This window comes from Streptomyces sp. NRRL F-5126 (genome assembly GCF_000721265.1).
In the GTDB taxonomy this organism is placed as follows: domain Bacteria; phylum Actinomycetota; class Actinomycetes; order Streptomycetales; family Streptomycetaceae; genus Streptomyces.
Map to the genome: position 1 here is coordinate 665,444 of NZ_JOFZ01000001.1, position 24,589 is coordinate 690,032.

The 24,589-nt window shown below is 72.8% G+C and carries 28 protein-coding genes; 14 read left to right on the top strand and 14 right to left on the bottom strand.

Features of this window, described 5'->3' with window-relative positions; all coding sequences use genetic code 11:
• Positions 1 to 83 precede the first annotated feature (83 nt).
• A complete protein-coding gene (locus IH48_RS0103020) occupies positions 84 to 827 on the bottom strand; it encodes a GntR family transcriptional regulator (RefSeq protein WP_030898670.1) in 744 nt (247 codons plus the stop codon).
• Positions 828 to 900: 73 nt separating this feature from the next.
• Positions 901 to 2,268 (bottom strand): aspartate aminotransferase family protein, encoded by a 1,368-nt coding sequence (locus IH48_RS0103025; RefSeq protein WP_030898671.1) that lies wholly within the window; start codon positions 2,266 to 2,268, stop codon positions 901 to 903.
• 252 nt (positions 2,269 to 2,520) lie between these two features.
• Between IH48_RS0103025 and IH48_RS32945 the strand changes: the two genes are divergently transcribed.
• From IH48_RS32945 to IH48_RS0103060, 8 genes are all read left to right on the top strand, one after another.
• Positions 2,521 to 3,888: a serine/threonine-protein kinase gene (locus tag IH48_RS32945; protein WP_324604277.1), complete on the top strand. Its 1,368-nt coding sequence runs from the start codon at positions 2,521 to 2,523 to the stop codon at positions 3,886 to 3,888.
• Positions 3,849 to 4,166 (top strand): hypothetical protein, encoded by a 318-nt coding sequence (locus IH48_RS37445; protein WP_324604278.1) that lies wholly within the window; start codon positions 3,849 to 3,851, stop codon positions 4,164 to 4,166. Before IH48_RS32945 ends, IH48_RS37445 begins: the two co-directional genes overlap by 40 nt.
• A 93-nt stretch (positions 4,167 to 4,259) precedes the next feature.
• Entirely contained in the window at positions 4,260 to 5,159 is a 900-nt protein-coding gene (locus IH48_RS0103035; RefSeq protein ID WP_030898672.1) for an aminoglycoside phosphotransferase family protein, read from the top strand.
• A gap of 112 nt (positions 5,160 to 5,271) precedes the next feature.
• The gene (locus IH48_RS0103040; RefSeq protein ID WP_158710233.1) at positions 5,272 to 5,907 is read left to right on the top strand and encodes a hypothetical protein; all 636 of its coding nucleotides are present in this window, start codon (positions 5,272 to 5,274) and stop codon (positions 5,905 to 5,907) included.
• A 66-nt stretch (positions 5,908 to 5,973) separates the two neighbouring features.
• Positions 5,974 to 6,234 carry a type II toxin-antitoxin system Phd/YefM family antitoxin gene (locus IH48_RS0103045; RefSeq protein ID WP_030898675.1) on the top strand — a complete coding sequence of 87 codons (261 nt, stop codon included), beginning with the start codon at positions 5,974 to 5,976 and terminating at the stop codon, positions 6,232 to 6,234.
• Positions 6,231 to 6,476, top strand: a complete 246-nt coding sequence (locus IH48_RS0103050; protein WP_030898677.1) for a type II toxin-antitoxin system RelE family toxin — start codon at positions 6,231 to 6,233, stop codon at positions 6,474 to 6,476. The genes IH48_RS0103045 and IH48_RS0103050 overlap by 4 nt, the downstream gene beginning before the upstream one ends.
• 131 nt (positions 6,477 to 6,607) lie before the next feature.
• Complete coding sequence (locus IH48_RS0103055; protein WP_030898678.1) at positions 6,608 to 7,288, top strand: HAD family hydrolase; 681 nt, start codon at positions 6,608 to 6,610, stop codon at positions 7,286 to 7,288.
• A 157-nt stretch (positions 7,289 to 7,445) separates the two neighbouring features.
• Positions 7,446 to 8,252 carry an SDR family NAD(P)-dependent oxidoreductase gene (locus IH48_RS0103060; RefSeq protein ID WP_030898679.1) on the top strand — a complete coding sequence of 269 codons (807 nt, stop codon included), beginning with the start codon at positions 7,446 to 7,448 and terminating at the stop codon, positions 8,250 to 8,252.
• On the opposite strand, the gene IH48_RS0103065 is transcribed toward IH48_RS0103060, so the two are convergent.
• A complete protein-coding gene (locus IH48_RS0103065; RefSeq protein ID WP_324604279.1) occupies positions 8,184 to 8,615 on the bottom strand; it encodes a hypothetical protein in 432 nt (143 codons plus the stop codon). The two genes, IH48_RS0103060 and IH48_RS0103065, sit on opposite strands and share 69 nt — an antisense overlap.
• Before the next feature lie 229 nt (positions 8,616 to 8,844).
• On the opposite strand from IH48_RS0103065, the gene IH48_RS0103070 reads away from it, so the two are divergent.
• Together IH48_RS0103070 and IH48_RS0103075 are read left to right on the top strand one after the other, a co-directional pair.
• Positions 8,845 to 9,681: a helix-turn-helix domain-containing protein gene (locus tag IH48_RS0103070; protein ID WP_030898684.1), complete on the top strand. Its 837-nt coding sequence runs from the start codon at positions 8,845 to 8,847 to the stop codon at positions 9,679 to 9,681.
• On the top strand, positions 9,678 to 9,914 hold the full coding sequence (locus IH48_RS0103075) for a DUF397 domain-containing protein (RefSeq protein WP_030898687.1): 237 nt from the start codon (positions 9,678 to 9,680) through the stop codon (positions 9,912 to 9,914). The genes IH48_RS0103070 and IH48_RS0103075 overlap by 4 nt, the downstream gene beginning before the upstream one ends.
• Before the next feature lie 30 nt (positions 9,915 to 9,944).
• Here the strand turns inward: IH48_RS0103075 and IH48_RS0103080 are convergent, their stop codons facing one another.
• Positions 9,945 to 10,541, bottom strand: a complete 597-nt coding sequence (locus IH48_RS0103080) for a hypothetical protein (protein WP_051839007.1) — start codon at positions 10,539 to 10,541, stop codon at positions 9,945 to 9,947.
• Positions 10,542 to 10,665: 124 nt separating this feature from the next.
• Here IH48_RS0103080 and IH48_RS0103085 point away from each other — a divergent pair, with 124 nt between their 5' ends.
• Positions 10,666 to 10,923: an Arc family DNA-binding protein gene (locus tag IH48_RS0103085; protein WP_030898691.1), complete on the top strand. Its 258-nt coding sequence runs from the start codon at positions 10,666 to 10,668 to the stop codon at positions 10,921 to 10,923.
• The gene (locus IH48_RS0103090; RefSeq protein ID WP_030898694.1) at positions 10,920 to 11,306 is read left to right on the top strand and encodes a hypothetical protein; all 387 of its coding nucleotides are present in this window, start codon (positions 10,920 to 10,922) and stop codon (positions 11,304 to 11,306) included. The genes IH48_RS0103085 and IH48_RS0103090 overlap by 4 nt, the downstream gene beginning before the upstream one ends.
• A gap of 8 nt (positions 11,307 to 11,314) precedes the next feature.
• On the opposite strand, the gene IH48_RS0103095 is transcribed toward IH48_RS0103090, so the two are convergent.
• Positions 11,315 to 11,698 (bottom strand): MerR family transcriptional regulator, encoded by a 384-nt coding sequence (locus IH48_RS0103095; protein WP_030898695.1) that lies wholly within the window; start codon positions 11,696 to 11,698, stop codon positions 11,315 to 11,317.
• A gap of 126 nt (positions 11,699 to 11,824) precedes the next feature.
• On the opposite strand from IH48_RS0103095, the gene IH48_RS0103100 reads away from it, so the two are divergent.
• Positions 11,825 to 12,898 carry an alkene reductase gene (locus tag IH48_RS0103100; protein ID WP_030898698.1) on the top strand — a complete coding sequence of 358 codons (1,074 nt, stop codon included), beginning with the start codon at positions 11,825 to 11,827 and terminating at the stop codon, positions 12,896 to 12,898.
• Between the two features lie 66 nt (positions 12,899 to 12,964).
• On the opposite strand, the gene IH48_RS0103105 is transcribed toward IH48_RS0103100, so the two are convergent.
• Positions 12,965 to 14,248, bottom strand: coding sequence for an adenylosuccinate synthase (locus tag IH48_RS0103105; protein WP_030898699.1), 1,284 nt, complete (start codon positions 14,246 to 14,248; stop codon positions 12,965 to 12,967).
• 157 nt (positions 14,249 to 14,405) lie between these two features.
• Between IH48_RS0103105 and IH48_RS0103110 the strand changes: the two genes are divergently transcribed.
• Positions 14,406 to 15,317: a hypothetical protein gene (locus IH48_RS0103110; protein WP_051839009.1), complete on the top strand. Its 912-nt coding sequence runs from the start codon at positions 14,406 to 14,408 to the stop codon at positions 15,315 to 15,317.
• 38 nt (positions 15,318 to 15,355) lie between these two features.
• Here the strand turns inward: IH48_RS0103110 and IH48_RS0103115 are convergent, their stop codons facing one another.
• The 8 genes from IH48_RS0103115 to IH48_RS0103150 form a co-directional block, all read right to left on the bottom strand.
• Positions 15,356 to 15,949 carry a Uma2 family endonuclease gene (locus IH48_RS0103115; protein WP_030898704.1) on the bottom strand — a complete coding sequence of 198 codons (594 nt, stop codon included), beginning with the start codon at positions 15,947 to 15,949 and terminating at the stop codon, positions 15,356 to 15,358.
• 115 nt (positions 15,950 to 16,064) lie between these two features.
• Entirely contained in the window at positions 16,065 to 16,724 is a 660-nt protein-coding gene (locus tag IH48_RS0103120; protein WP_030898705.1) for a response regulator, read from the bottom strand.
• Positions 16,721 to 17,980, bottom strand: coding sequence for a sensor histidine kinase (locus IH48_RS0103125; RefSeq protein ID WP_030898707.1), 1,260 nt, complete (start codon positions 17,978 to 17,980; stop codon positions 16,721 to 16,723). Before IH48_RS0103125 ends, IH48_RS0103120 begins: the two co-directional genes overlap by 4 nt.
• Before the next feature lie 219 nt (positions 17,981 to 18,199).
• Positions 18,200 to 19,165, bottom strand: coding sequence for an alpha/beta hydrolase family protein (locus IH48_RS0103130; RefSeq protein WP_030898709.1), 966 nt, complete (start codon positions 19,163 to 19,165; stop codon positions 18,200 to 18,202).
• Between the two features lie 132 nt (positions 19,166 to 19,297).
• Entirely contained in the window at positions 19,298 to 20,452 is a 1,155-nt protein-coding gene (locus IH48_RS0103135) for a kynureninase (protein WP_051839126.1), read from the bottom strand.
• 163 nt (positions 20,453 to 20,615) lie between these two features.
• Complete coding sequence (locus IH48_RS0103140) at positions 20,616 to 21,440, bottom strand: tryptophan 2,3-dioxygenase family protein (RefSeq protein WP_030898712.1); 825 nt, start codon at positions 21,438 to 21,440, stop codon at positions 20,616 to 20,618.
• Between the two features lie 742 nt (positions 21,441 to 22,182).
• On the bottom strand, positions 22,183 to 22,596 hold the full coding sequence (locus IH48_RS0103145; protein ID WP_030898714.1) for a DUF3151 domain-containing protein: 414 nt from the start codon (positions 22,594 to 22,596) through the stop codon (positions 22,183 to 22,185).
• A gap of 2 nt (positions 22,597 to 22,598) precedes the next feature.
• Positions 22,599 to 24,119, bottom strand: coding sequence for an MFS transporter (locus IH48_RS0103150; protein ID WP_051839011.1), 1,521 nt, complete (start codon positions 24,117 to 24,119; stop codon positions 22,599 to 22,601).
• Positions 24,120 to 24,589: the final 470 nt, after the last annotated feature.

Genomic DNA, 24,589 nt, shown 5'->3' on the forward strand with positions numbered 1-24,589 from the left:
TCCGGGATCCGCCGGGGGACGTGGACGTCAGGCCAGCGTAAGGTGCCGCGCCCAGGACGCGAAGAGCGCGGCGCGCGCCCGCCTCACGCCGCCCCGCCGGCCGACGCGCCCTTCGGCTCCGCGGAAGACCGCACCAGGGAGTCGGCCCACTTCAGTAAATGGTCGTTGTACTGCCCGATAAGCGCCCTGCTCCTGGCCGCGTCCCCCGCGGAAACCGCGGCCACCACCTCCTCGTGCCCGCTCCACAGCCACCGCCTCGCCTGGGCGTCCTCCCGCAGGAACGGCACCGCGAACACCCATGACTTCACCCGCATCCGGTCCAGGAACTCCGACACGTAACGGTTGTCCCCAAGACAGCCGAGCTCACGCCAGAACCGCAGGTCGTATCCGATCAGTATCGCGACGTCGCCCGCCCGGGCCGCGCGCGCCGCCTCCTGTGCCCGCCGCCGCACGGACACCAGGGCGCCCGCCTTCGGGGCGGCTGGGCCAAGCACCGGGCAGTCGGCCGTGGCCGCCAGTGTCAGCTCCAGTTTCCTGAAGACGCCGTCCTCAAGCAGCGCACGCGCCTCGACCATCTCCCGGAAGTCCGCGAGGGAGAAGCGGTGCACCCGGAACCCCTTGTGCTGGTCCGAGTCGAGCAGCCCCTGCGCCGAGAGGTCGACCAGGGCCTCCCGCACGGGCGTCGCGGAGACCCCGTACTGCTCCGCGATGGTCCTGACGGTGAACTCGCGCCCCGGCAGCAGCCGGCCGGCCAGTATCTCGTCGCGCAGCGCGTCCGCGATCTGCTGCCGCAGCGTGTGGCGCGTGACGGCTCCGCTGTCAGGCATGGTCGGTGTGCGTCCCCTCGTGCGTACGCGGCGCGGAAATGACTTCCGACACAGTACGGCCTGCCCCGCACTCCTACGCCGCGGCCGTGTGCTCGTCCGCCGTCGCGAGCGCCGCGTCCAGCGCCGCCAGGCCCTGCTCGGCCTCCGCCTCGCTGACGTTGCAGGGCGGCACCGCGTGCGTACGGTTCATGTTCACGAACGGCCACAGGCCGTTCTTCCTGCACTCCGCCGCGAACGCCGCCATCGGCGCGTTCTCCGCGCCCTTCGCGTTGTACGGCACGAGAGGCTCGTGCGTCTCGCGGTCCCGCACGAGCTCCAGCGCCCAGAAGGCGCCCATGCCGCGCACCTCGCCCACCGACGGGTGCCGCTCGGCGAGTTCGCGCAGCCCGGGCCCGAGCACGCTCTCGCCGATGCGCGCCGCGTGCTCCACCGTGCCCTCCTCGGCCATCACCTCGATCGTGGCGACGGCGGCGGCGCACGCCAGCGGGTGCCCCGAGTACGTGAGCCCGCCGGGGAACGGCCGCTTGGCGAAGGTCTCGGCGATGGCGCCGGAGATCGCGACGCCGCCCAGCGGCACGTAGCCGGAGTTCACGCCCTTGGCGAAGGTCAGCAGGTCGGGCACGACGTCGAAGTGCTCGGCCGCGAACCACCTGCCCGTGCGGCCGAACCCGGCCATCACCTCGTCCAGGATGAACACGATGCCGTGCCGGTCGCAGATCTCGCGCACGCCCGCGAGGTAGCCGGGCGGCGGCGGCATGATCCCGGCCGTGCCCGGGATGGTCTCCAGGATGACGGCCGCGATGGTGCCGGGCCCCTCGAAGCGCACCGTCGACTCCAGGTGTTCGAGGGCGCGTGCGCACTCCTGCGCCTCGTCGGCCGAGTAGAACGGCGACCGGTACAGGAACGGCGCCCAGAAGTGCACGGCCCCGGCCGCGCCACTGTCGTTCGCCCAGCGGCGCGGATCACCGGTCACGTTGATCGCCGTCGTCGTCCCGCCGTGGTACGAGCGGTACGCGGAGAGCACCTTGGGCCTGCCGGTGTGGACGCGCGCCATCCGGATCGCGTTCTCCACGGCCTCGGCGCCGCCGTTGGTGAAGAAGATCTTGTCGAGGTCGCCGGGTGTGCGCTGCGCGATCAGGCGCGCGGCCTCGGAGCGCGCCTCCACCGCGAAGGCGGGCGCGAAGGTGGCGAGCCTGCCGGCCTGCTCCTGGATCGCGGCGACGACCTTGGGGTGCTGGTAGCCGATGTTCGTGAAGACGAGGCCGCTGGCGAAGTCGAGGTAGCGGTTGCCGTCGTAGTCCCAGAAGTACGAGCCCTCGGCGCCGGCGACGGCGAGCGGGTCGATCAGTTCCTGCGCGGACCAGGAGTGGAACACGTGCGCGCGGTCAGCGGCCTTGACGGCGGCGCCGGCCCGCGGGTCGGGAGAGGGAAGAGGCGTCATGGGCGCCAGCGTAGGGACGGGCAGGTGGGAAGGGGTATCGCCACCCTGTATGGAGTGGGCCACTTTCCTGGGCAGGGTGTCGCCCGGTGGCCACCGGAAAGGCCCGCACCGCGCTTGCACCGCGCCCGCGCTTCCCCCGCCGGGGACGCGGCTCGGCAGGCATGGCAGTCTCTCGCGGGACGGAGGCGCCCTTCCCGCGCTGGACGGGGGAAGGGTTGCGTCATCGGCTAGTGGGAGGGACACCGCTCGGCCATGGAGAAGCTCTCAGCGCAGGACCCTCGAAGCGTCGGCGCGTACCGGCTGCTGGCACGGCTCGGCTCCGGCGGCCTCGGCCGGGTCTACCTGGCGCGCTCGGAGGGCGGCAGCACGGTCGCTGTCCGGGTGGTCCGCCGCGAACTGGCGGGCCAGGCCGCGTTCCGCGCGAGTCTGCGCGAGGTGGTCGCGGCGGCGCGGCGGGTCACTGGGGCCTGGACGGTGCCGGTGCTGGACGCCGACACGGAGGCCGAGGTGCCCTGGGTGGTCTGCGACTACGTCGCGGCCCCCACGCTCCTGTCGCTCGTGTCGCTCGTCCCCGGCGGCGGTACGGGCCACGGCCCGCTGCCCGCGCGCTCGGTACACGTCCTCGCGTCCGGTCTCGCCCACGCGCTGGCGGACATCCACGGCGCGGGCCTCGTCCACCGCGACTTCAAGCCGTCCAATGTCCTGATCACCGAACACGGCCCGCTCGTCCGGGACTTCGGCATCACCCGGGCCCTGGACGCGGCCACCGACGGCGGGCTGCGGCTGACGGGCACGCTGATCGGGGCGCCGGGCTTCATGTCGCCCGAGCAGGTACGCGGCGAGGCGGAGACGCCGGCGTCCGACGTGTTCAGCCTGGGCTCGGTCCTGACGTACGCGGCGACGGGCCGCCTCCCGTTCGGCGGCACGGACAGCAGCGCGCACGCGCTGCAACTGCGCATCACGCAGGAGGAGCCGGACACGTCGGGACTGCCGGAGGGCCTGGGCCGGCTCGTACGGGACTGCCTGCACAAGGACCCGGAGCGCCGGCCGTCGGCGCGGGCGGTCCTGGACCGGGTCGGGGGGCCGGAGACGGCGGGCGAGTCCTGGCTCCCGGCGGACGTGCTGGCCGAGTTGGGGCAGCACACGGCCCGTCTCTCGGGCGCCGTGAAACCACGACCCGCACAACCGCTACCGCCCCAGCGGCCGGCACAACAGCAGGAAACACAACAGCAGGAATCACAACAGCAGCAGCCGTACATCTACCCGTTGCAGCACCACAACTACCACCAGCCCCTCCCCCAGGCGCAGCAGCCGCAGCCCCCTGCCTCCGGCTTCCCGCCCCCGCTCCAGCCGCCGTCCTCGTTCGCCGACGCCTACGCCGATGCCCCGGCCCACCACCTCGCCCACGACGACGCCGAGCCCCCGGCGCGCAGCAAGCGCGCCACGATCGCGCCGATCTGCCCCCGTCCCCGAACGTCTCGACAGCGTCCTCGTCCACGTCCCCTTCGGCGTCGTCCTCGCCCTCTCCGTCGCCCAACGGCGACGTGCCACAGCGCTTCGTGGGCACCTGGAACGGTGGCGTGCGGACCAAGGACGGCTACAGCCCGAGGCGGCTGGTGATCAAGCAGGGCAAGGCCGGGGACACGGTCCTCGTGCTGACGGCGGACGGCGCCGCGAAGGGCAAGCGCGGCTACCACTGCGAGTTCACGGCCCCGTTGGCCGCCCGGCCCTCGGGGGCGGCGGGGTCACCGCTGCGGATCGGCCCCTCCTCGGTCAAGGTCGGCCGGCCGAAGTCGTCCTGCACGCCTGGTGCCCCGACCACGCTCACCATCCAGCCGGACGGCACCCTGCGCCGTGCGACGGCGGGCGGCAAGTCGCTGACGTACAAACGCGGTTAGCGCTCCGTCCGTGCCCACACCTCGCAACGTTTGCCTTGCCTCAGGGCCGTACGGACGAACTCCCGGACGAACACACGTGAGGATCCTCGGCAGTTGAGCATCGAGAGCAGCGCGAACGGCAGGCCCGCAATCGATGCCGGCCTGGTCACACGCCTGGTCGCCGACCAGTTCCCCCAGTGGGCCGGGCTGCCTGTGCGGCTGGTCGATCCAGCAGGGTCGGACCACGTGATCCACCGGCTGGGCGATGAACTGGCGGTCCGGCTGCCGCGTCACCCGGGGGCAGTCGGTCAGGCGGAGCGGGAGCTGAGGTGGCTGCCGCTGCTCGCTCCCCACCTTCCGCTTGCCGTGCCCGTGCCGCTGGCTGTGGGCGAGCCCGGCTTCGGGTACCCGTGGACGTGGTCGCTGGCCCGCTGGCTGGAGGGGGAGAGGGCGACACCCGACGCGCTGTCGGACTCGTCCGAGGCGGCCACGGCCCTGGCGGATTTCCTGCTCGCCCTGCACCGTGCCGTACCGGTGCCCACGGCCGCGGACCACTCGGGTGAAGGCCTCACCGTGGCGCCGCTGGCAGTCCGGGACCGGGCCACACGCGAGGCCATCGCGAGGACAAGCGACGTCTTCGACGCCTGCGCCATGACCGGCTTGTGGGACGCCGCACTCGCCGCCCCTGCGTGGGACCGGCCGCCGGTCTGGTGCCACGGCGATCTCCACACGGGCAATCTGCTGACCGCCGCCGGCCGTCTCAGCGCCGTCATCGACTTCGGCGAACTGGGCTTCGGCGATCCGGCCTGCGATCTCACGATCGCCTTCACGCTGATGTCTTCCCGGTGCCGGCGGCTGTTCCGCGCCGCCCTCGGCGTGGACGACGCCACGTGGACACGGGGCCGCGGTTGGGCCCTGGCCACCGGGCTCAACGCCTACAGCCACTACGCGGCGGTCAACCCCCGGGTCGCCGCGCAGACCACCAGGCAGATCACCCAGGCACTCATCGGCTGAGGACGACCACCCCCGACGGCTCGATAAAGTGTGTGACGGGCCGTTGAGTCCGCTCCCTCGTGGGTGTGGGCGGGGCAGACGGTATGGGTTCCGGGTCAGGGGGCGCACGACGTTGAGCACGCAGCAGTCAGAACCGCCCGCACCGGCCGACCCGGTAACCCCGGCCGGCATCGCCGTGGCCGCGACGCGTCCCCCGCTCCGCGTCTTCAACAGCCTGATGTGGGCGCTATTGCTGCCGCTCGCCGCCGTGGCGGCGGGTTTCCTGAGCCAGTACCCGTTCGGCCTGTTCTACCTCGGGATCGCCGTCACGCTCGTCGTCGTCGCCACGACGGGCATCATCGCCGGCGCGGGCTGGAGCCGCCCCGTCGCCGCCGCGCTCGCCGCGGCGTCGGTGTTCACGCTCCCGTTCCTCGCGGGCCCCACCATGTACGAGCTGTACGCGAAGCAACTCGGACGCACCGTCAGCGCGCACATCACGCCCGGCACGCACTGCCATGTCGAGGACGCGGACGGCACGTCGGAGGAGCTGACGCAACGCCAGAACTGCGTGGGCCAGTTCGCGCCTGGCCAGCGGGTGGTCCTCTTCCGCGACCCGTTCGGTGTCCTGCACCCCTGGGCGGAGCCGAACGGCTCCCGCACCGTGCCGACGGGCTCGCTCGCCGCGACGGGCGCGCTGTTCGCCGCGGCGACGGCGCTCATCCTCTACGCGGGCCTGCGGCGCCGTGTTGAGGTTGCCTCGGCCGGCTGAGGCGGTTGAGACGGCACGCCCGCATCTCGGTCGACAGGATGTGTACACTTCCGTAAGGTAGTGAGCATGACGCAGACGACTTACTCGATCGTGGAAGCCCGCGCCCGGCTGGGCGCCATCGCGCGTGAGGTCAGCGCCACGCGCGAACCGGCAGCCATCACCGACCATGGGCAGACCGTCGCCATACTCGTCAGTCCGGCCGACGCCCTCGAACTACAGGAGATGCGGGCGCTGGCCGGCTACCGTGCTCGCCAAAGCCGGGGCGAGAACGTTGGCATCCCGCACGCCGAGGCATTCCGCCGTATCTTCGGCGAGGATGAGGCGTGAGCTACGAGGTCATCTGGGAGCCCGAGGCCCTCGCACAAGCCGAGCGGTTTGCAAAGGAGGACCCCGCGGGCGTGCGACAGGTGTTTACCGCCGTCGATCGCCTCGCTGACGAACCGCGTCCGAATGGCGCCTTCGGCAGCGACGAAGTACTGCGGATCCACGTCGGGCGCTACCGCGTGATGTACGAGATCAGCGACCGGCGGGTGCGCGTCAGCGTCATCCATCTCGGCCGCTTGCGCTGACGCGCCACGGGACGGCTCGGCTTCGCGGCTGCCAAGGGCTCCCTCGGCCTCCCGCGGGAGGTCCTCAAGATGAGTGCATGTACCCGCCGGGGAGGTAATCGACCATCGGCATGTCCACGCAGACTGGCCGGATGACAACTCAGCGAAGGGCCCCCGACGATCTCCGCGCAGTCCTCTTCGACTCGGGCGGCGTGCTGATGCAGCCGATCGGTGGTCGCTGGAACCCGCGAGCGGACTTCGAGCAGACCGTCCTCGCCCACACCCCGTCGATCACACCGGAACAGTTCGCGGCGGCCATCAGCGCGGGCGACCACTTCTTTGCCGCATCGGCGTCCACCCCCGACTACGACGATTACCACCGGGTCGTGCTCCACCACCTCGGCGTGGAGCCGACCACACAACTCCTCGCAGACCTGACCCGCGAAGTCCCCCCGGCCGCGATCCTGGAGACGTTTCCGGACGTGAAGGAGACCCTGCGGGAGCTGAGCCGGCGAGGGGTGCGGATGGCCGTGGTCTCGGACGCCTGGCCCGGCCTTCCCGATCTCCACGCCGGACTCGGAATCGGCCACTTCTTCGAGGCGTATGCGATCTCCGCGGTCCTCGGCTGCCGCAAACCGGATCCTCGCATGTACGCCCACGCCGGCGCCGCGCTGAACCTCACGCCCGCTCAGTGCCTGTTCGTCGACGACGATCCGGACCTGGTCGCCGCGGCCATCCGACTCGGCTACGCAGGACGTGCGCTGTGCCGGGATTCGGCGGTGACGGACGTTCCGTCCATCACCTCCCTGCCGGAACTCCTGCATTTCTTCTGACGCATCCGGCGGCACGGACGTGCTCGGATGCGCTCGATGCACGTCTCCGCTCTCACAACGTGACGTCCGAAGCTCGCCAGCACCGCACCCGGGAACTCAGCACTCTGGTCCACGAACGCAGACAGGCATACGCCCGATTTCCCAGAGAGGGACCATCGTGGACCTGAACCTCACCGACCGAGTTGCCGTTGTCACCGGCGCTTCCAAGGGCATCGGGCTGGCCGTCGCCCGCTCATTGCTGGAGGAAGGCGCGAAGGTGGTGGCGGTCTCCCGCCGGATGTCACCGGAGCTGAAAGAGCTCGACGGTTCCGGGCTCCTCCACGTCGCGGCCGACTTGATGGACGCGAACGCGCCTGGCCAGGTGGTCGATCGCACGATCGAGCACTTCGGTGTGCTCGACATCCTGGTCAACAACGCCGGTGGCCCGCCGCCGGGAATCGCCATGCCCCGCACGGGTTTCTTCGCCGGGGACGACGCCGAGTGGCGGGCCATCTTCGAGTTCAACCTGTTCTCGTCGGTCCGTATGGTCCGCGCGGCAATTCCCCGGATGATCGAGCGGGGCGGCGGTTCGATCGTCAACGTCTCCACCGTCATGGCGCGCCGGCCCGCGAGCGTCAACATCGAGTACGGGGCCGCGAAGGCGGGCCTGTCCAACCTGACCAAGGCGCTCGCGGAGGAGTTCGGACCGCAGGGGATCCGTATCAACACCGTCTCCCCCGGCGCGGTGCGGACGGCCTGGTGGACCGAGCAGGGCGGAGCGGCGGACATCTTCGCCGCGATGACCGGCTCCGACCGTGACACCGTCATGGACAGCCTCGCCCCCGAGATGATGGGGCAGGTGACGGGTCGCCTGATCGACCCGCAGGAGGTCGCTGACACCATCCTGCTGCTGGCCTCACCACGGTCGGCCAGTACGATCGGCGCCGACTTCGCCGTCGACACGGGGTTCCTGAAGTCGTTCTGACGCGACGGCGCCGGGAGGCCGGCCCGACCTGCCGAGGACGTCCAGCGCCGCGTGCCGCAGCAGCAGCGGGTGCACGAACCTCCCCGGCGCTGTGGGCTCCGCGAACCACGTCAACGGCCACGTGTGCCCGTTGAGGGCGGGGACGGGCACGTAACTCGTCGCGGCGCTGGCCGCGTTGAACACCGTCATGCCGGGCGGCCACACCCGGCGCCGCGTGGTGTGCACGGGCAGGAAGAAGTACGTGCTCCGCGCACCGTTGGCCTGCTGCACGATGGGGCCGGGGTCTCCCCCGGTCAGAGATTCCATGACCTCCGCGAGCCGCCGCCCGTCCTCCGCGTCGACGCGCACGGCGTCGAATTGCACACCGGCCTTCCGAAGCGCGTATCCCCTTGCCGGAATCCACGCGTTTAATTGACGGGTTTCTGGATTCATGGCGACATCCAAGCGGCTTCTGGCTACCGTTTTCCATAGTGCCACGCACACGGTAGTAACGCTCCTGACCAGCACTGTCGTCCCCACAGGTGCCTCAAAGTCGGGCGGCGACCATTGCTGACCGGTTGAGGCCGGTTGAGACGGAAAGGCAGGAGCAGAGATGGCACGTTCGGAGAACAAGGAAACGGCGGGAACCACAACCCGCTATGTCGCGCGCATCGCGCGAATCCTCCGCAAACAAAAAGGGCTGTCGCAAGAGGAACTGGGCAAGGAGATCGGCTTCACGGGCTCGGCGGTCAGCGCCATGGAGACGGGTGCACAGCCCGCGAGCGACCAGATGCTGGAGGCGCTGGAGCGGGTGCTGGGCGACGGCCTCGGGCTCTTCGACGAGGCACGGGAGTTCGTTCGGCTGGACAAGTACCCTCGCCAGTTCAAGGACTTCGCTCCGTTGGAGCAGCGGGCGGTCGCGCTCTTCGTCTACGAAACGCATCTCATCAACGGCCTGCTCCAGACAGCCGAGTACGCCACAGCACTGATCGCAAGCAGCTTTCCGCCGCCCACCGACGGGAAGGTGGAGGAGCTGGTCGAAGCGCGGATGGCCAGGAAGGCGCTGTTCTCCCGCCGACCAACCGCACTGGTCGAAATGATCGTGGACGAATCGGCGTTGCGGCGGGAGATCGGCAGCCGGGACATCATGCGGAGCCAGTTGAGCCATCTTGTCGAGACCGGGCGGTTGCGCAACGTGACCCTCCAAGTCCTGCCACTTGCGGCGGGACTGCGCGGCGAGTACGCAGGTGACCGCGGCTCGCTCACGCTCGTCGAGACGCCTGAGGACGACAGGTGGGCGTATCTGGAACCGCAGGACGAGAGCTTGCTGATCAAGGACGCGACAAAGGTCCGCACGTATGCTCAACGCTATGCGAAAATCCGTGCCCAGGCCCTCGGCCCGGACGAGTCGCTGGCTCTCATCGAACGATTGGCGGGAGAAGACCGATGACCAGCAGTCTGCGGTGGTTCAAGTCCAGCTATAGCAGTGGCAGCGGCGGCCAGTGCGTAGAAGTGGCCTATGCCTGGCGCAAGTCGAGCTACAGCGACGACAGCGGCGGCCAGTGTGTCGAGGTCGCCGCCTGCCCGCACGCGGTGCACGTCCGCGACTCGAAGAACGTCGACGGCGGGACGTTCACCGTGGCCCCGGCCGCCTGGGCGGGCTTCCTCGGCTGGGCGCGCTGAACCGGCGCGGCGGGGGCGGGCGACGGCGGTCTACCTCAGGTTGAAGACAAGCAGGTCGCCGTACTCGACCGGCTTCGCCTCCGGCGTCGCGACCTCCGGGTACAGCGGGACGTACGCGCGGTGCAGGCCGAGCGTGTCGGGCAGTGGGTGGGCCCGGCCCGCGCCGCCCGTCAGCACGGCGTCCCAGTCGACGTCCTCGCTGACGCCGAGGCGGTCGATGACGAAGCCCAGCGCGCTGTCGCGTTGGGCGTCGAGCGCGCGCACCAGTGCGGCGACCGTGTGCTCCAACTGGTCCGTGTCCAGGCCGTCGAGGCCGAACTCCAGCGATGTCACCCCGCCGGCCGGCCGGCGGACGCGGGCGAACACGTCGGCGTCAGCGTCCGCCCACAGCTGGAAGTTGGCCTCGCCGGCATCGTCGGTCGCCGTGTCCGCCATCCGCCGCAGGAGTTCGTCCCGCGTGGTGAAGACCTGCTCGCCGTAGCTGTCGGGGCCGCTGGTGATCAGGCTGACGCGACCGGTAGCGGGGTTCGCCGTCCGCAGGCCGCACGCTTCCAGCGTGGTCAGCAGCCCCGCCGCCTCCTGGGTGCTCCAGGTGGTGCGGTACCAGAGGAAGAATCCGTCACTCATTGAAGATCCTGACTCGTCGAATCCGGCGACAGCGCGTCGGCGCCATGTGGGTACGGGTACGTACCCGTACCCGGTACGCTCCCCATGAGTGCGCAGCGAAGACGCCGCGAAGAGGAGTATCCACATGTCCGATGCGAACGTCCGCATCCCCGAAGAGGCGCGCGACCGGCTTGCCGAGGTCGCCGAGGCAGAGGGTCTGTCACTGCGCGGCTATCTCGCCCGGCTCGCCGCGGGCCTCCTCACTCCCGCCGAACGCGAGCAGCGCGCCGAGCAGGCGCGCGCCGCGCTCCACGAGTGGAGCGGCTACGCGCCCACGCGGGACGAGGAGCAGGCCCTGGACGCCGAGCTCGACCGGCGCATCGCGCACGCGGTCGGCCGGTGACCGAGCCGCTTCACGTCGTCCTGGACGACACCGCCATGGTCGCCGTCGGTCAGGGCAACGTCCTCGCCTCGCGGCTCATCCACCGTGCTCACGCCGAGGCGGGCTGGCATCTGTACGCGCCGGTCTGTGCCCTCGTCGAGGCCGACCGGGCGCGGCCCGGTACCGCCGAACACCTGTCGGCCCTGCCCTCCGTGACGATCGTCGAACTCGATCTGGCAGGGGCTCTCGGCGTAGCCGCCGATGAGGCGCGTGGCTGGGCGCTGCCGCACGCTCAGCACATCGCACGCCCCACGGCCGAGCGGCCCGATGGCGCGGTGATCGCGACGACCCGGCCCGCCAGGTGGACCGGACATACGGTGCGCGTGCTCGATCTCACCGGCTGATGGCGTGCTCAGCCCGCGACCGCCGCCGCCTCCCGCAGCGTCTCGCGGTAAGCGCGGGCCGTGGCCACGAGGGCGTCGAGGGCGTCCCGGGTGCGCATCAGGTCAGCGATGTGCGCCGTCAGGCGGTCGCGCTCTTGCGTCATGCGCTCAAGCGCCGCGTCGGAGTTCTTCTCGCTGGGCTCGTCGGCGCACGGCAGCAGGTCGAAGATCGTCCGGCTGGACACGCCCGCCGCGTACAGGCTCTGGATGAACTCGATCCGCCCGACCTGGTCCTCCGTGTACTGGCGCTGGCCACCCGCACTGCGCCTGCTCGCGAGGAGGCCCTGCTCCTCGTAGTACCGCACCGAGCGGACGCTGACCCCCGCACGCGCCGCCAGCTCCCCGATTCGCATGCCGTCTCCCTGATCCGCTTGCCGTGATCCGCACCACAGATGCTTGCCTCTGACGTCAATGTCAGGTTCTACGTTAGCCGACGTGTCCGGGAAACGGGCACGTCGGCTACGGCGGAGGAACTCGACATGACGTCCCTTTTCGACAGCTACCGGCTCGGCGGCCTCGCCCTGCCCAACCGCGTGGTGATGGCCCCCATGACCCGGGTCCGCGCCGCCGCGGGCGGTCTCGCGACGCCGTCCATGGCCGCGTACTACGCGCAGCGCGCCACGGCGGGGCTGATCGTCAGCGAGGGCGTGCAGCCCAACGTCGTCGGCCAGTCCAACCCCGGCACGCCGGGGCTGCACACGGACGAGCAGGTCGCCTCCTGGCGCCCGGTGACCGGCGCCGTGCACGCGTCCGGCGGGCGGATCTTCGCGCAGATCATGCACGGCGGGCGGGTCTCGCACCACGAGACGACCGGGCTGCGGCCCGTCGGCCCCTCCGAGGTCACCGCAGTCGGCGACGTGTTCACCCCGAGCGGCCCGCAGCCCGCGCCGCCGCCGCGTGCGCTTGACGCCGCCGAGGTGCCCGTCCAGGCGCGCTCGTACGCCGAGGCGGCCCGCCGCGCGATCGACGCGGGGTTCGACGGGGTGGAGCTGCACGGCGCCAACGGCTACCTGATCTCGCAGTTCCTGTCGTCCAACGCCAACCTGCGCACGGACGGCTACGGCGGCTCCGTGGCCGGGCGCATCCGGTTCGCCGTCGAGGCGATGGCCGCGACCGTCGACGCGATCGGCGCCGCGCGTACCGGCATCCGGCTCTCGCCGGGTGCCACGTTCTGGGGCGTGCGCGAGAGCGACGTGCCCGAGCTGTACACCGCCCTGCTGACGGAGCTGGCGCGGCTCGAACCCGCCTACGTCCACCTGGAGGCCACCGCGGACGAGGACGTGCTGACCGCCCTGCGCCGCGTCTGGCCCGGCACGCTCGTCGTCAACCCGACGCTCCCCATGGGCGCCAAGCAGACCGGCAGGGACGACGCGGACCGCTGGCTCGGGCTCGGCGCCGACCTCGTGAGCTTCGGCCGCGCCTTCATCGCCAACCCCGACCTCGTCGAGCGGCTGCGCGGCGGGCTGCCGATCGCGCCGGCCGACGAGGCGACGTACTACCAGGGCGGCGACGCCGGATACCTCACGTACCCGGCGTATTCCTACGCGGCCTGAGCGAGCGGCTGAGCACGCACCGGACCGTGTACCGCGTACCGGACCGCGTACCGCGTGCCGCTCGCCTCAGATGAACGAGTTGATCTCGATCGTCTCCGTGCGCCCGGGGCCCACGCCGATCGCCGAGATCGGCGCGCCCGACATCTCCTCAAGCGCCTTCACGTAGCCCTGCGCGTTCTTCGGCAGGTCGGCGAACGTCTTCGCCTTCGTGATGTCCTCCGACCACCCCGGCAGGTACTCGTACACCGGCTTCGCGTGGTGGAAGTCGCTCTGGTTGTACGGCAGTTCCTCGACGCGCTTGCCGTCGATCTCGTACGCGACGCACACCGGCACGCGCTCCCAGCCCGTCAGCACGTCGAGCTTCGTCAGGAAGAAGTCCGTGAGGCCGTTGACGCGCGTCGCGTAGCGCGCGATGACCGCGTCGAACCAGCCGCAGCGCCGGTCGCGGCCCGTCGTCACGCCGCGCTCGCCGCCGATGCGGCGCAGCGCCTCGCCGTCGTCGTCGAACAGCTCCGTCGGGAAGGGTCCCGACCCGACGCGGGTGGTGTATGCCTTGAGGATGCCGATGACCCGGTCGATCTTCGTCGGACCCACGCCCGAGCCGGTGCAGGCGCCGCCCGCCGTCGCGTTGGAGGACGTGACGAAGGGGTAGGTGCCGTGGTCGATGTCGAGCAGCGTGCCCTGCCCGCCCTCGAAGAGCACGACCTTGCCCTCGTCGACGGCACGGTTGAGCACGAGGGTGGTGTCGGCGACGTACGGCCGCAGTTCGGCGGCGTACTTCAGCAGTTCCTCCACGATCCGCCCCGCCTCTATGGCGCGGCGGTTGTAGAGCTTCGCGAGGAGCTGGTTCTTGAAGTCCAGGGCCGCCTCGACCTTCTGCGTCAGGATCGACTCGTCGTACAGGTCCTGGACGCGGATGCCGACGCGGTTGATCTTGTCCGCGTACGCCGGGCCGATGCCGCGGCCCGTGGTGCCGATGCGGCGGGAGCCGAGGAAGCGTTCCGTCACCTTGTCCATCGTGGTGTGGTACGGGGTGATCAGGTGCGCGTTCCCGCTGACCAGCAGCTTGGACGTGTCGACACCGCGCTCGCCCAGCGCGCTCAGCTCGGAGAACAGGACGGCCGGGTCGATGACGACGCCGTTGCCGATGACGGGGACGCAGCCCGGCGAGAGGATGCCGGACGGGAGGAGATGCAGCGCGTATTTCTGGTCGCCGACGACGACCGTGTGGCCGGCGTTGTTGCCGCCCTGGTAGCGGACGACGTAGTCGACGGAGCCGCCGAGCAGGTCGGTGGCCTTCCCCTTGCCCTCGTCACCCCACTGAGCACCGAGCAGCACAAGTGCGGGCACAGGCGTACACCCCTTCCGGGCGGGGCATGTCCAAGGTCAGGGGGCGGCGTGCGGCACAGCCCGAACCGTCGAACCGGTTGCCCCGGAATAGACGAAGCCCCTGGCGCAATAGCGCAAGGGGCTCTTGCACAAAGATGCTACCCGAGGAAGGACCGAGGTGTCGGCTCCGGAATTCGCCGCCCACGGCACACGGCAGCAGCCACAACAGCTCCTGGTGGTCATCGACCCGCTCGCGCGAAGAAGCGACGGCGAATCCGTCCGCATCGCGAAAGACGTGCTGTGTGCGGGCGCGCCGGCCAAGATCTGCCTGCCCGAGACGCCGGAGGAGTTCGACCGGGCCCTCGTGCGGCGCGGCCACCGGCGGCCCGTGGTGGTGGGCGACGACGCCGCGCTGCTGCGCACCGTCGCCCTGCTGCAGCGGGAGCGCGAGCTCACGGCGGAGCCGCTGTCGCTCGTGCCGGTGGGCACGGCGGGCGAGCTGGCGCTCGCGTGCGCGCTCGGCGTGCCGGCGGGCACGGTGGCCGCGGCGCGCGCGGTGCTCGACGGGGTCGCGCGCCCGATGGACCTGCTGGTGGACGACAGCGACGGCGTCGTACTCGGCGACCTGCGCGTCCCGGCGCCAGGCCGAGGGACCGGCCGTGCGCCCGTCCGTACGGACGCGGGGTCGCGCCGCACGGGCGTGCGCCCCGGCGGCGCGGTGTGGGACGCGTGCCGCTCGGTCGTCCGCGGCCTCGTGCACCCCGCTGCGGTGGCGTCGGGGCCGCCGGTGACGCACCGGCTGCGGGTCGAGGCCGACGGTGTGCTGCTCAGCGACCTGGACAGGCCGGTGGCGGGCGTCGCGGTGAGCGCGCCGGGGGACGGGCGCGCGGAGGTCGCCGTCCGGCTGCCGGACGGCGGCGAGCCGGTGCGGGCGACGGCGTGCACGGTGACGATCTCGGGCCCGGACTTCCGCTACTACGCGGACGGGCGGGTGGCGGGCCCGGTCAGGACCCGCACCTGGACGCTGCACCCGGCGGCCTGGAGCCTCACGCTCCCGGCCCGCCCGGGCGGGGACGCGGCGGCGTGGTGAGCCCGGCGGACCGCTGATCCGGGCCGCCGTCGGGAGGCTCAGCGGACGTAGTTCTTGAGCTCCTCGGTGTCCAGGTCGATACCCACGGGGTCGGGCAGCCGGACACGCATGCCGAACGCCACCGTATGCGTCTCCCGGTAGCCGTCGCCGTCGGGGCGCGGGTCGCTGTACACGGTGACCGTGCACGCGTCGCGGTCGACCAGCAGGTGGGCCGGGATCCCGGCGCCCGCATAGGCGCGCGGCTTCTCCTTGCGGTCCCGGTCGTCGGTGTCGGAGTCGAACGACGTCACCTCGACGGTCATGAGCACCCCCGACGGGTCGCCCCACTCGCCCTGTCCCGAGAAACTGCCGCGCGGCGCGAAGCAGCCGTCGGGCCGTGCGCGCCCCTTGCGATACCTCTCGACCCGCAGCCCCTGCTCCACGTAGAGCCCGAGGTCCGGCCGGTGCTGCATGCATACCGTCTGCAGCCACAGAAGGATCTCACCGTGGTCGCCGTCCGGCATGCCCTTCACCCCGACCCGTCCGTCGATGAATTCGAGTCTGACGGTCTCGGTTTCGGCGGCGGCGAACGCGGCGATCCTCTCGAACTCGTCCACGCCCATCTGCGGCCTCCGGTCTGCCATGACCGTCATCGTGCACCTCCTGTCAGACGGGCACCAGCCTGACGCCCCCACCATGCCCCCGTCCGGCATATGCCCGTCGATCACTCGTACGAGTGGCCGCGCGCCCGCTAGGGCGCACGGGGCGTCAGCCCGGGGTGACCAGCCTCGCCTCGTACGCGAAGACCGCCGCCTGTGTCCTGTCGCGCAGGCCCAGCTTCACCAGGATCCGGCTCACGTGCGTCTTGATCGTGGACTCCGCCACCACCAGGTGCCCGGCGATCTCGCCGTTCGACAGGCCCTGCGCGATCAGGACCAGGACCTCCGTCTCCCGCTCCGTCAGGTCGCCCACGCGGGCCGCCGTCGGGGCGCGCGGGGTGTTCGCGAGCTTGGCGAACTCCGTGATCAGCCGCCTGGTCACGGACGGCGCGAGCAGCGCCTCGCCGGCCGCGACCACCTTGACGGCGTCCGCGAGCTGCCTGGCCGACGCGTCCTTCAGCAGGAACCCGGAGGCGCCGGCGCGCAGCGCCTGGTAGACGTACTCGTCCAGATCGAACGTCGTCAGGACGAGCACCTTGGCGTCCGCGTCCGACGCGACGATCTCGCGCGTCGCGTCGATGCCGTTCATCTCCGGCATGCGGATGTCCATCAGGACCACGTCCGGGCGCAGTTCGGCCACGCGCGCGACCGCCTCGCGGCCGTCCACCGCCTCGCCGACGACCTCGATGTCCGGCATGGCGCCCAGCAGCACGGAGAAGCCCTCGCGGACCATCATCTGGTCGTCCGCGACGACCACGCGGATCGTCACTCCCCCGCCCCGTCCCGCGCGGGCACCGGCAGGAACGCCGCCACCTCGTAGCCGCCGTCCTGCGTGCCGCCCGTCGACATCTCGCCGTCCAGCATCGCGACCCGCTCCCGCATCCCCGTCAGCCCGTGGCCCGCGCCGGGCGACGGCTTCACGAGGCCCTGCGGGGCCGTGTTCACCACCCGCAGGCCGAGCCCGCCGAGCACGTACCCGATCTCCACCCTGGCCGTCGACCCGGGCGCGTGCCGCAGCGCGTTGCTCAGCGCCTCCTGCACGATCCGGTAGGCCGACAGCTCGACGCCCTGCGGCAGCGTGCGCACCGCGCCGGTGACGGCCTTCTCCACGTCGAGGCCCGCCTCCCGCACGTTCGCCAGCAGGCCGTCGAGGTCCGCGAGCGTCGGCTGGGGCGCGTCCGGGGCCTGGTAGTCGGCCGCGCGTACGACGCCGAGGACCCGGCGCAGCTCGGTCAGCGCGGCGACCGCGTTCTCCCGTATCGTCACGAACGCCTGTTCGAGCTCGGGCGGCGGGTTCTCCACACGATAGGGAGCGGCCTCCGCCTGGATCGCCACCACCGACATGTGGTGCGCCACCACGTCGTGCAGCTCGCGTGCGATGTTCGTGCGCTCCTCCAGCAGCGTCCGCCGGCCGCGCTCCACCGCCGTCACGCCCTGCTGCACGGCCACCTCGTGGCGCGCGGACGCCCGTACCTGCACGACCGCGACCGCGAGCAGCGCCATCGCCGACAGCACCAGGATGGGGCCCATCCCGCCGTAGTACCCGGTGACGGCGGAGGAGAGCATCCCGTAGGCCGCCGTCAGCCCCCACATCCACAGGGCGGTGCGCGGCCGGGTGCGTGCGGCGACCACCGTCATGACGACCAGGTGGCCGGCGAGCGCGCTCGCCAGGAAGGTGTCCATCCCGTACGTGCCGGCGCCGGCCAGGCCGAACACCAGCGTCTCGGCGACCGAGACCCACCAGGCCAGCGTCGGCCGCACCAGCGTGAGGCACACCGCGACGGCCGGCAGCAGCGCCGTCACCACGCGCAGCGGGCCGCTGCCGGCCATGCCTATCAGCAGGACGACGAGGGCGGCGAACAGGACGAGGGCGTGCGGTGTCCACACGGCGTAGCCGCGCAGCGAGCGCGGCACGTGGCGCGACACAGGACCGTCGAGGCGCAGCGGGCGCAGCGGCCGGTAGGCGAAGACGTCGGTGAACAGGTCCTCGCGCAATCCGTCGACCAGTCCGCGGGCCACGCGCATCTCGGGGCTCTCGGACGCGTTCGAGCCCCCGGCCCCGGGCCCGCTTCGGGTGTTCCTGGCAGTTTCGGTCACACCGCAACGGTAGGGTGCGCATGCCCGCACGGAGTCCGCAGCGATGCTGATCCTGCGGGGTCCGTCGCAGGTACTACGCGCGCGCCCAGCGGCGTACGGAGGCGCACCAAGGCGCACCAAGGCGTACGGCCGCGGCGGGCGCACCCCTCACCAGGCGAGTTGCGCGATCTCCTCCGCCGCCACCGCGCACGCGTCCGCCGCCGGGTCCACCGGCGGGAAGTGCCCGACGCCTTCGAGCAGTGTGAGTCCCACCGTCTCGCCCGCGCGCGACGCCGCGTCCACGAACGACTCGGCGACCACGTACGGCACGGTGGTGTCCTCGCGGCCCTGGACGACGGTGGTCGCGATGCCGGTCGGCAGCAGGAGCGCCGGGTCGACCATCTCCTGGCGCCGCTTGAACTCCTCGCCCGCGCCCAGCAGTTGCTTGACCGCCCCGTGGCACACCGCCAGCTCGGCCGCGAGGCCGAGGTCCGCGAGCGGGCCGAGCGCCACCACGCCGCGCAGCTGCGGCGGCGTCGCGAGCCGCCACGGGGAGCCGTGCGGCAGCACGTGCCGTGCGGCGGCCCACAGCGCGAGCTGACCGCCCGCCGAGTGGCCGGCCAGCACCGTGCGGCGCAGGTCCGCCCGGGGCAGCGCCTCGCCGGCCAGCGCGGGGAGGGCGTCGAGCGCGGCCGCCACGTCGTCGAACGTCTCGGGCCAGCGGCCCGCGGGCGGCGTGCCGTCGTCCTGGCGCGGTGCGCCGTCTCCCTCGGGCGGCGCACCGGGCCCACGCCGGTACTCGACGCTCGCCACCGCGAACCCCCGCCGCGCCAGGAAGCCGGCGAACGGCGAGAGGTGCGCGCGGTCCACGCGCTCGCGGTAGGCGCCGCCGTGCAGGAGGACGACCAGCGGCGCGCCCGCCGCGCCGTCCGCCCTCGGGGCGTAGAAGTCGACCACCTGATCGGGGTGTTCGCCGTACGCGGAGGTGACGTCGGGCGCCACGGCGGGGTGCGAGAACAGCGAGTCGTGCTCGGCTTCGTCGCGTCCGGCGTCGCGTCCGGCGTCACGGCCCGCCTCACGCGTCCCGCCACTGCGGCAGTCGTTCACGGGTCCGTGCGCGGCGGCGTCCGGCATGCTCGTCCAACCTTTCGATGCGAGGGCGGAATTGACCCGACCTGCGGGGACGCTACCAGCACATCGGGCCCTTGATCACTCCGCGTGCGCGGGGCCCGCGCACGCCCGTGGCTTCCCCGCCCCCGCCGGCCGTCAGGCGGCCACTTCCGCCAGCACGCCTGCCAGCACGCGCGCCGCGCGCTCCGCGTCCGCGAACCCCACGTACAGGGGCGTGAAGCCGAACCGCAGGATGTCGGGTCTGCGCAGGTCACCGACCACGCCGCGGGCCATGAGCGCTTCCATCACCTCGGGCGCCCGCGCGCACCGCAGGGCGACCTGGCTGCCTCGTTCCGCGTGCGCGGCGGGCGTCAGCGGGGCGACCCGGCCGGGCGGCGCGTACGCGGCCACGCAGTCGAGGAAGAAGTCCGTCAGCGCCAGGCTCTTGGCCCGTACGGCGCCGACGGTGACGGCCTCGTGGTCCCACACGTCGAGCGCCGCGTCGACGGCGAGCAGCGACAGGATGTCGGGGGTGCCGACCCGGCCGCGTACGGCGCCCTCGCCCGCGGCGTACGCGGACGACATCGCGAACGGGTCCGCGTGCGAGTTCCAGCCCGGCAGCGGGGAGTCGAACCGGCCCTGGTGGCGCTCGGCGACGTACAGGAAGGCCGGGGCGCCAGGGCCGCCGTTGAGGAACTTGTACGTGCAGCCGAAGGCGAGGTCCACGCCGTGCTCGGCAAGGCCGACGGGCAGCGCGCCCGCGCTGTGGCACAGGTCCCACGCGGCGATCGCGCCCGCCTCGTGCACGGCCGCGGTGATGCCGGGCAGGTCGTGCAGGCGCCCGGTGCGGAAGTCGACGTGGTTGACGAGGGCGACGGCCGTGCGCGGCCCCACCGCGCCGGGCACGTCGGCCGGGTCGACGGGCACGAGCCGCTTGCCGGTGAGGCGGGCGGCGGACTCGGCGATGTACCCGTCGGTGGGGAACGTCGTCGCGTCGACCACGATCTCGTCGCGGTCGTCCGCGACGAGCCGCGTCCCCGCGACGAGCGCCTTGAAGACGTTGACGCTGGTCGAGTCGGAGACGACGACGGTGCCGTGTGCGGCGCCGACGAGCGGCGCGATCCGGTCGCCAACGCGCTCGGGCGCGGTCCACCAGCCGCTCTCGCCCCACGACCTGATCCCGAGGCCGCCCCACTGGCGCGTGATCACGTCCTGCAAGCGCGCGGGCAGGTGGGCGGGCAGGGCGCCCAGCGAATTGCCGTCCAGGTACACGGCTCCGCCGTCGCCGGGGGGCGTGAACAGGCCGCGCACGGCGGCGAGCGGGTCGGACGCGTCGAGCCGCGCGGCCCGCTCGGCGAGGGCCGCGCGGTCGCGGTCGCGGTCGGCCGCACGGTCGCGGTCGGCCGCACGGTCGCGGTCGGCCGCACGGTCGTGGTCGGCCGCGCGGTCGCCGGCCGGGGCCGCTTCTGTGCGCTCAGACACGGCCACGCGCCGTCCACAGCTCGGGGAAGACGGGCTGCGCCGCGCGCTTCTCCAGCCACGCCACACCGGCGGAGCCGCCCGTACCCGCCTTGGAGCCCATCGCGCGGCGCGTGGCCACGAGGTGGTCGCCCCGCCATCGCGACACCAGCTCGGCGACGTCCGTCAGGGCCTCTCCGAGGCGTACGAGCTCCGCCTGCTGGTCGGGCTCGGCGTACACCGCGGCCCACACCTCCTCCACCGCCGCGACCGGCTCGTACCTGCGGGTGAAGTCGCGCTCCAGCACCTCGCGCGGCACCGGCAGCCCGCGCCGGGCCAGCAGCCGCAGCACCTCGTCGTAGAGGCTCGGCTGCGCGAGCGCCTTCTCCAGTTCGGCGTGGACGCGCGGGGCGCCGGTGTGCGGCACGAGCATCGACGCGGACTTGTCACCGAGCAGGAACTCCATGCGCCGGTACATCGCGGACTGGAATCCCGAGCCCTCGCCGAGCGCCGAGCGGTAGGAGTTGAACTGCACGGGCGTGAGCTGCGCGAGCGGCCGCCAGGAAGCGTTCAGCGCCGCCAGCTCCCGCACGGACCGCTTGAGCGCGTCCATCGCGTCGGGCACGCGGTCCTCGCGCAGGGCGCGGGAAGCGGTCTCCCACTCGTGCACGAGTGCGGTGAACCACAGCTCCATGACCTGGGTCGTGACGAGGAAGACCATCTCGCCCGGGTCGTCGGACAAGAGGTGCTGTGCGTGGGTGAGGACGTCGGCCTTGACGTAGTCCTCGTACGGGGTCGTCCCCGCGAAGTCGAGATTCGGGGTCTCGGGATCCTCGGACATCGCTGTCTCCGTATGCATCTCCCGGGTAGCGGTCCGCCCCTTCCCTGACGACTGGTCTCGGAGCCCCGGTCCCCTCAGCGGCAGCATAACGGCACGACCGCGGGTCCGCCCGGTACGGGCGGGGCTGCCCGGGCCGCCGGGCCGCCCTCAGCGTGCGGCGGGGAGCCGGAGCCTGCCGAACACGGGGGGCCGAGCGCCCGCGTCCGTCGTACCCCGCACGCACGCCCGGTCCGGCGCGTCCGCCGGGGCCGCAAGCTCGCCGGGCACCCGGCGACTGCGGGTCGGCGTCGGAGCGCCGCCGGGTCGGCGCTCGACCGGCCGCCGGCCCGGTCACACGGCCCCGCCCGGCCGCCGGGCCGCCCTCAGCGTGCGGCGGGGAGCCGGAGCCTGCCGGACACGGGGGGCCGAGCGCCCGCGTCCGTCGTATCCCGCACGCACGCCCGGTCCGGCGCGTCCGCCGGGGCCGCACGCGCGCCGGGTACCCGGCGACTGCGGGTCGGCGTCGGGGCGCCGCCGGGTCGGCGCTCGACCGGCCGCCGGCCCGGTCGCACGGCCCCGCCCGGCCGCCCTGGCTGCGGCAGCGGCGCCGCGGGACGGCGGCGCCGTGGTACGGCGGCCGGGCGGCACGGGACCCGCACGCTCGCCCGGCCCAGCGGCATCCGTGCGGCGTCGAGCCACCACCAGGTGGCCCCGAAGCGTCCCGGGGACGACGCCCGGGGTCGCCGTCGCCGGTCCGCGGCCGTCAGCCCAGCGTGTCCGCCGCCGTCGGCGACGAGTCGCGCAGGAACGTCGCGCACCGCTCGTACTCGTCGTCCTCGCCGATCTCCTGTGCCGCACGCGCCAGCGCGTGCAGCGCTCGCAGGAAGCCCCTGTTCGGCTCGTGCTCCCACGGCACGGGGCCGTGACCCTTCCAGCCCGCGCGCCGCAGCGAGTCGAGGCCCCGGTGGTACCCGGTGCGCGCGTACGCGTACGACTCGACGACGCGTCCGCCCGTCCACGCGTCGTCGGCGAGCAGGGCCCAGGCCAGCGAGGACGTCGGGTACTTCGCCGCCACATCGGCGGGTGACACGCCCGAGGCCAGCAGTTCGCGCGGCTCGGGGCTGTCGGGCAGATGGGTGGGGGGAGTTTCCCCCAGCAGGTTCTCGTGGATCGCCATACCTACAGTCTGCCTTGCGCGGGCGGCGGATCGCCCCGGGCGGGAGGCGGGGCCGAAACGCCACGGTCGGGTTCGAGCGGGGGCGCGGACACCCCGCAGTTGATCTTGCACTCGGGGTGCGCGGGCGGCTCCCCGCCCGCCGCGCCCGCCGGCTCCTCCGCGACCGTGCCGGCCGTCCTGACGGTGAGGAACGCGATCACGGAACCCACCAGCAGGATGCCCGCGCACATCGGCATCGCCCGGCCGAAGGCGTGGTCGAACGCCGACGCCGAGCGGTACGCCTCCGGGCCCATGCCGGCGAGCAGCGGCAGCGCGGCCACCGCGATGAGCCCCGCGGCCCGCGCTGCCGCGTTGTTCACGCCGCTGGCCAGCCCCGCGCGTCCGGTGTCGACGGAGGACAGCACCGTGGACGTCAGCGGGGCCACCAGCGTCACCATCCCGGCGCCCTGCACCAGCAGCGCGGGCAGCACGTCGGGCAGGTACGAGGAGTGCGGGCCCGCCCGCGTCATCAGCAGCATCCCGCACGCACACAGCAGCGGCCCGACGGTCAGCGGGATGCGCGGGCCGATCCGCTCCGCGAGCTGCCCCGAGCGCGCGGAGAACAGCAGCATCAGCACCGTCGTGGGCAGCAGCGCCGTGCCGGCGGCGAGCGCCGAGTAGCCCGCGACGACCTGCAGCTGGAGCGCGGACAGGAAGAAGAACCCGCCGAAGGCCGCGTACACGCACAGCGTGACCAGGTTGACGGTCGTGAACTGGCGCGAGGAGAAGATCGACAGCGGCAGCATCGGGTCGCGGCGCCGCTTCTCGACGAGGACGAACACGGCGCCCGCCACCAGGCCCGCGGCCCCCGCCCACCAGTCCTTCGCGATCAGCGCGTACGTCACGAGCGCGAGCGCCGCCGCGCCGAGCGCGGCGCCGAGCCCGTCGAAGCGGCCGTGGTGCGCCGAGTCCCGCGACTCGGGGACGTGGCGCAGCGCCACCGGCACGCACACCGCGGCGAGCGGCAGGTTGATCAGGAACACCCAGCGCCAGCCGGGCCCGTCAACCAGCCAGCCGCCGACGAAAGGACCGACGGCCGCGCCGACGCCGCCGAGCCCCGACCAGATCCCGACGGCGCGCGAACGGTCGTCGGGATGGAAGCTCGCCTGGATGATCGCGAGCGACCCCGGTGTCAGCAGGGCGCCGCCGATGCCCTGGAGGGCGCGCGCGGCGATGAGGACGCCCGCGTTGGGGGCGAGCCCGCACATCAGCGAGCCGAGCGCGAACCAGACGACGCCCGTCACGAACACGGCGCGGCGCCCGTAGCGGTCGCCGAGCGATCCGCCGAGCAGGATCAGCCCGGCGAGGGTGACGGTGTAGGCGTTGACGATCCACTGCAGTGCGCCGAGCTTCGCGTGCAGGTCGTCGCCGATGTGGGGCAGCGCGACGTTGACGACGGTGGAGTCCAGCAGGGCCATGCTGGAGCCGAGGACGGTCGTGAGAACGACCCAGCGGCCCTTGGCCGAGGACAGGCGGATGTCCATAGGGGGATCATCCTCGCCGCGTGGGCACTTGGCCATCCGGTCGACGCGGCGGACCGGCCGCGGCGTCCGGGTGTCGGACGCGCCGGGCCGCCACAACAGGGCGCCGCCGGGCGCCCCGCCGCCCGCGCGGCAGCCGCGGGCCCCACCACACGGCCGGACCAGGCCCGCGCGAACGGCCCGCCCGCGCCCACATCTCACCGGACCCCGGCGCCAGCCGCCGTGGGCAACCAACCGCCCGCAGCGCGGGCCCGCCCCACGCCCGGCGGGCGACCCGCCGCCCGCGCGGCAGCGCGGGCCCCGCTTGCGCGGACGGGACGGCCCAGCCCGCACGGCCGGACCAGGCCCGCGCGAACGGCCCGCCCGCGCCCACATCTCGCCGGCCCATCGCGGCCGACCGAGGCGGAGCGGCGGCTCTGCGGCGGGCACCGGCCATCGCGCCACGCGCCACGCGCCGCCCGGCGGGCGCACGG